The sequence below is a fragment of the Microcystis sp. M_QC_C_20170808_M9Col genome (assembly GCF_007095495.1).
Lineage (GTDB): Bacteria > Cyanobacteriota > Cyanobacteriia > Cyanobacteriales > Microcystaceae > Microcystis > Microcystis aeruginosa.
Window position 1 is genome coordinate 1 of record NZ_SFBZ01000178.1, and the last position, 6514, is coordinate 6514.

At 41.4% G+C, this 6514-nt stretch carries 3 protein-coding genes and 2 pseudogenes; 4 read left to right on the forward strand and 1 reads right to left on the reverse strand.

Annotated elements, in window-relative coordinates; translation table 11 throughout:
* Positions 1-117: 117 nt before the first annotated feature.
* From EWV68_RS10710 to EWV68_RS10725, 4 genes and pseudogenes are all read left to right on the forward strand, one after another.
* Positions 118-843 (forward strand): annotated as a pseudogene (locus EWV68_RS10710) (bluetail domain-containing putative surface protein); the annotation flags it as partial.
* An 804-nt stretch (positions 844-1647) separates the two neighbouring features.
* A complete protein-coding gene (ppk1, locus tag EWV68_RS10715) occupies positions 1648-3816 on the forward strand; it encodes a polyphosphate kinase 1 (protein WP_287169754.1) in 2169 nt (722 codons plus the stop codon).
* A gap of 242 nt (positions 3817-4058) precedes the next feature.
* Positions 4059-4304, forward strand: coding sequence for a hypothetical protein (locus tag EWV68_RS10720; protein ID WP_002772702.1), 246 nt, complete (start codon positions 4059-4061; stop codon positions 4302-4304).
* A 398-nt stretch (positions 4305-4702) separates the two neighbouring features.
* On the forward strand, positions 4703-6178 hold the full coding sequence (locus EWV68_RS10725; RefSeq protein WP_002786872.1) for a bifunctional metallophosphatase/5'-nucleotidase: 1476 nt from the start codon (positions 4703-4705) through the stop codon (positions 6176-6178).
* 66 nt (positions 6179-6244) lie between these two features.
* Here EWV68_RS10725 and EWV68_RS10730 read toward each other — a convergent pair.
* Positions 6245-6514, reverse strand: a pseudogene (locus EWV68_RS10730) (hypothetical protein); the annotation flags it as partial.

The following is a 6514-nucleotide window of genomic DNA, read 5'->3' on the forward strand; positions in this document are numbered from 1 at the left end:
TGGGATAGAGAGGTGCGTAGTTCACCCAAGGAGAATCAATCTCTCGAAGTAAAAGTGAAAGGAATTTCTGAAATGGAATTCAGTCTGTCTATATTTGACTATACTTTTACTAACTATTACACTAGCAAAACCGGAACTATCACCATTGCACCTAATACTTCCACTGCTACTATTAGCATTCCCATCCTCAATGATAACCTCAACGAACCTGATGAAGTCTTCACCGTCACCCTCTCCAATCCGGTTAATGCTACCATCAATCCCGACGAAGCAATTGGACAAGTAATTATTACTGACACCCTACAAAGCGCAATTACTCGCACCTTACCCAACAATGTCGAAAATCTTAGACTAATTGGCACTAATAATATTAACGGTACAGGTAACGCCAGTAACAATAAAATCACCGTAAATAGTGGCAATAATCAAATCAATGGAGGTGCGGTAATTGATAATTTAACCGGTGGTTTAGGTGCAGATACTTTCATCTTCCAATTTGGTCAATCTACCATATCAACAAGCGATCATATCACAGATTTTGCCATCAATAGTGATAAAATTGACTTATTAACTCAAGGTGGACTCGCCATGGATGCACCGATTAGTTTCAGTCGCGCTGCTAATAGCACTGCTACCACTTTACAGAATTGAGTCAATCAGGTATTTACTGATGCCAATGGAGCGATTACAGGTAATCCAGAATTAGCGGTTAATAGTGCCACCTTAGTGCAAGTAACCAGTGGTGCGATAGCTGGAACTTACCTCGTTATTAATGATAGCACGGCTGGCTTCCAATCTGGCAATGATTTATTAATAAATATCACTGGATTTACTGGTACTTTACTAAGTCACCTAGAAAACGGTTTTCTCGGAGAAACCCGTTTTCTGTGCGTTAGGCAGCTACCAATTCCGTCAAAAAACCAAACAACTCAAATCACCTAGAAAACGGGTTTGTTCAAGAAACTATTGAGAAACCCGTTTTCTGGACTTTAAGACAAATAAGTTGGATTTAAAGTTTGAAGGATTAAATTTTGGTAAGTTTATTGACAAAGAGAAGCTGTCAATAGATATTGACAAATTAATTAGGGCTTGCTGAATAAATGTGAAATGTAGGCACTTCATCGGCCCGCGTCCTGTAGGGGCGAAGCATTCGGATAGAAAATCTACGGTTTCACCGATAGGTTATTGCCCGAATGCTTCGCCCGTACTTTTTCAGCAATCCCTATATACACTAATGGTCAATTGGCAATCTAATCATCATCCTTATCAAATATTCTGATTCGGATTATTGCCTGAAGTTGGAAACGCTATATTTAACAAATCGGCTCGGCTCGACTTTGTGTTATAATCAAAGCAAGGCTTTAAAGACGATATTCTCAGCAAATTATGCCTATTGTTCTTCTTGGCACTCTAATTGCACTGAAAGATTAATTTAACCTTGATCTGTCGGGACTGATTTCTTAACCTTTTAATAAATTGATTTTTTCCCCAGTCAGGCTAGAATCAGTAGGATTAGCATCCAAGATAATCAGGGTAACTTTGGTTAATCTGGGGCAGTGTAGCCTAAAAAAACGTCCAAAATAGTCAAATTTAGGCTTAAGTGGCTTCTTACTAACTGTTTAATCTATTATTTAGGTATTAGACTCTATGGCTAAAGCTCCTAGCGTAACTTCCGAAATCGATCTTAAAGATTCGCAATATTACTTTAACCGAGAATTAAGCTGGTTAGAATTTAATCATCGCGTGCTTTATGAGGCACTTGATCCTCGGACTCCCCTACTAGAAAGATTAAAATTTACCGCCATTTTTTGTGCCAATCTCGACGAATTTTTTATGGTACGGGTGGCAGTTCTTAAACAACAGGTAGAGGCAAATGTAGCCGTTTTAAGTGCCGATGGCCGGACTGCCTCGGAACAGCTAACCGAGATAAGTAAGCGTCTGCGTCCCCTTGTGCAACAGCAGGATCGTCTTTTTGAACACACCCTGAAAAACCTCTTAGTAGAACAGGGAATTCATCTGATTAACTATGTAGATTTACATCAAGAACAGCGCAATTATCTCCATGATTACTTTGAACAAAATATTTTCCCCGTTTTAACTCCTCTAGCGGTGGATCCTAGTCATCCTTTTCCCTATATTTCTAATCTTAGTCTCAATTTAGCCGTAGTCGTTCGCGATCCCGACACCGATAAAGAATTATTTGCCAGAGTGAAAGTGCCGCAGGTTTTCCCCCGTTTTCTGGCATTATCAAAAGAATTACGCCACCAAGACGGAAAAGCTTCGATTTGGACGGGAGTACCGCTTGAACAGGTGGTAATGCACAATTTAGAGGCACTTTTCCCCGGCATGATCATTCAAGAATGTTATCCTTTTCGGGTGACGCGCAATGCTGACATCTCCGTTGAAGAAGATGAGGCCGATGATTTATTATTAGCGATCGAGGAAGAAGTACGCAAGCGCCGCATCGGTAAATCGGCAGTACGTCTGGAAATTCACAGTTCTACCCCTAGCAATATTAAAGACCGGATCATGCGCGATCTGGGACTTGAGGAGATCGATGTTTACGATGTGGATGGACTGCTGGGACACAAAGATTTATTTTATTTTCTGTCTTTACCCTGTCCCGAACTGAAAGATCCGCCTTGGAATCCTGTCACCCCAACGGTTTTACAGGGATTGCGAGAAATAGTTGACGGTAACGAAGACGGTATCCTAGAACAGGATGGCGAAGATATTTTTACTTTAATTCGCAATAACGATATTCTCGTTCATCACCCTTACCATTCCTTTAGTGCCTCAGTACAACAGTTTATCGCCCAGGCTGCCCATGATGCCCATGTTTTAGCGATTAAAATGACTTTGTATCGTACTTCCGGAGATTCCCCGATTGTCAATTCCCTGATTGCGGCGGCGGAAAATGGTAAACAGGTAGCGGCGTTAGTGGAACTAAAAGCTCGCTTTGATGAGGAAAATAACATTAGTTGGGCGAAAAAGCTCGAACAAGCCGGAGTTCACGTTGTTTATGGCTTAGTTGGTCTAAAAACCCACACGAAAGTGGTTCTCGTGGTCAGAAAGGAAGGGGATAAAATCCGTCGTTATTTCCATATTGGCACGGGTAACTATAACCCAAAAACAGCTAAATTATACACTGATTTGGGTTTACTTAGCTGTCGCGAGGATTTGGGGGCAGATATCACCGATTTATTTAACTTTCTGACCGGATACTCCCGTCAGCAATCCTATCGCAAACTTTTAATTGCTCCCGTGAGTTTGCGAAAACGGATGTTAGCAATGATCGATCGCGAGGCCAAAAACTGTAAAAATGGCGGTACGGGGCGCATTGTCGCAAAAATGAACTCTATTGTCGATAAACCGATTATAGAAGCCTTATACGCCGCTTCTCGTGCTGGCGTGCAGATTGACTTAATTATTCGCGGCATCTGTTGTTTACGGCCCGGATTGCCAGAAATAAGCGAAAATATCCGAGTAATTAGCATTATCGGCCGCTTTTTGGAACATTCCCGCATTTTTTACTTCTACAATGATGGTCAGGAGGAGGTTTATATTGGTAGCGCCGATTGGATGACGCGGAACCTGACTCGTCGCGTGGAAGCAGTGACACCCATTGATGAACCAGCGATCGCCAAGGAACTGGAAGAAATTCTCGGCATTATGTTGTCAGATAACCGACAAGCATGGGAATTACAATCCGACGGCAGTTATATTCAGCGTCGTGCTGCCAACCAGGGACAGGAAAGCAGTACCCATGTAATTTTAATGGACAAAGCCCTTAAATCTGCGGGTGTTAGTCAATAGGAACAGTTATCAGTTATCAGTTATCAGTTATCAGTATTCTCTCGTTGACCCCCTCGGATGCCCTTCTACTTCTGGAGTTCGGGGCTTGATAATCTGACTTATTGAGAATAATTTTTATTTGTCGGAGATAATTTAACCCCCCCTCAGAAAATGGGGTGTAGAATGGTGTCAGGGCAATACTTTCATTTATTTCACGGGAACTATTTGTTAGGATCGAAAAATCTTTACGTTCAGCTACAACCATGAGCGCTCTTGTCAAACCCTCTAGCCTGATTCCCAAAGGATTGCGGGTACAACAGATTAATAATCTCACCCTATTCAAATTTACAGATGAACTGGGCGATCGGATGCAGACGCTTCTTGACAAGAAAAAAGCTGATGATCTCACCCCAGAGGAAGTCCTTGAGCTAGAAGCGATTGGCGAACTCGACCAAATTTTCAGCTACATCAACGCTGTCATTGCCGCCAGAGTAAATGGTCATTCCTAAATCGCTCCACCATATTGTTCGACAACGCGCTAGGTTCCAGTGTGAATACTGTCACTATCCCGAACTCCTCAGTGATGCTCTCACCCTGTTTTTACATTGGCGCAAGTCATGCTATATTATGGGCTGTGGCTCTTCGTTACTTGGCATGATTCGATCAGGGGGCATAAATCGAAGCAATGTCTTTCTGTGTAAGGGTTTTATCCTTTATAACCCCCCTCCATTGCATAACACAAACCGAAGAGCCTAAACTGCTAAAAGCTGAACTTTTTCTGGATCGGCTAGAAGAAATCACAGACCAAGCTTCTGACGGTATTCAGAAAGCCAAGCTTTAAACCGTTCGCAGTACCCAAATCAAACTATCTCTTTCATTTAATCAACTCAAACTACTGGAGAGGCTCATGGTTGAAACTACAACAAAACTCAAAAAGTTTACGATTTTACATTCCAATGATATGCACGGCGACTTTTTAGCGGAGGCTAAAACTGGACAAGGTGGTTTGATCGGCGGGTTATCATTGCTTTCTGGTTATATCAATCAAGTGCGTCAAACGGAAAAAAATACACTTTATGTTATTTCAGGTGATATGCTTCAAGGTTCGATGATTGATACCGAATTTAAAGGCTTATCAACCATGGAAATCATGAATTACCTAGCACCTAATGTAGTGACTTTAGGAAACCACGAATTAGACTATGGCTTTCCTCATTTGCTCTTCTTAGAAAAAATGGCAAACTTTCCTATTGTTAATGCCAACTTGTACATTAAAAAGTACGGTAAAAGGTTGATGAACCCCTATATCATCCTCAATGTAGATGGATTTGATGTTATGTTCATTGGTATTGTCACCGAAGAGGTTCTTAGTGCCTTAAAGCTGGACAAAAGCATTGGTACATTTGTTGGACTAGAAGATGCAGCGGCTGAAGTTGGTAAGATCTGTAATACCTACAAAAATGAAGATATTGATTTGACAATCCTCCTAACTCACATTGGTTTTGAAGAGGATCAAAAGTTAGCGGCTATGTTAGACCCTGAGTGGGGGGTGGACATGATCATTGGTGGACATTCTCATACACTTTTAGAACAGCCTGCCCAAGTAAACAACATTTTAATCACCCAGGCCGCCGTTGGGACTGATCAGATCGGACGTTTCGATATTACAGTAGACGACGATACGAACAGCATTGTCGAATGGAAATGGGAGCTTATTCCTATTAATGATCAGGTAGCTAGTCCTGACGTAGATTTGCAAAATTTTATCAATACCTACAAAGAACAAGTAGATCGCAAGTACAATCGTATTGTTAGCCGTTTAAATCGTAAATTGACTCATCCCGTGCGCGAACAAGAAACTGAGTTAGGTAATTTAATCGCTGATATCTTCTTAGAAATAGATACGATTGATGTCGTGCTTGTCGGTAGTGGTTCCATACGAGGTAAAGAATTAGGGCCTGTGGTCACTCTTGAAGATCTTAAGAAGGTTTATCCGTATGATGGTTCTCTTTATAAAATTAAAGTTACTGGAGCGCAACTGACAAAGGTATTTACCCATTTTCTGCGCCCAGAAAACAGAAAGCCTGGGGAAAGTCAATGTTATCAAATCAGCAAAGGTGTTCGAGTAGTTTATAACAATACTAAGAAAGCAATTGAATCTTTCAGTATTAATGAACAACCTGTAGAGGCTGATCGTTTATATGTAATCTGCGTGCAAGATTATCATTATCAAAATTCGCTGAAGAGTTTGAATCTCACGCCTGAAGAAATAGCTAACGCTAAAGTTGTTACTACTTCAAGCCAAGGTGTTCTTGAAGAATATTTAAGTACTCATCAACTCCTTGACGGTCAGGTGGAAGGACGCTGGACTTTTGTTAACTAGAGTTTATGACTCTACCCAATTCGTGAAGCGTCTGAATGGAAACGAGGAATGTTAAAACATTCCTTTTTATTTTCCGTACAACTTGCTTCCAATTCGTGAAGCGTATGAATGGAAACCAAAAACGCTGCCCGACCCGACCTTCTGTGGGAAAACGATAGCTTGCTTCCAATTCGTGAAGCGTATGAATGGAAACGTGCCACTAAGGCCACGGGTAAAGGGCTGACTGACGGACACAAGTGGGTCAAAACCTGACAAGACAAGGGTTGCCAAAAAGAAAAATATCTGGGTAGATAGGGAAAAAGCAAGAATCCCTACAAGATGAAAACCGAGAACAGA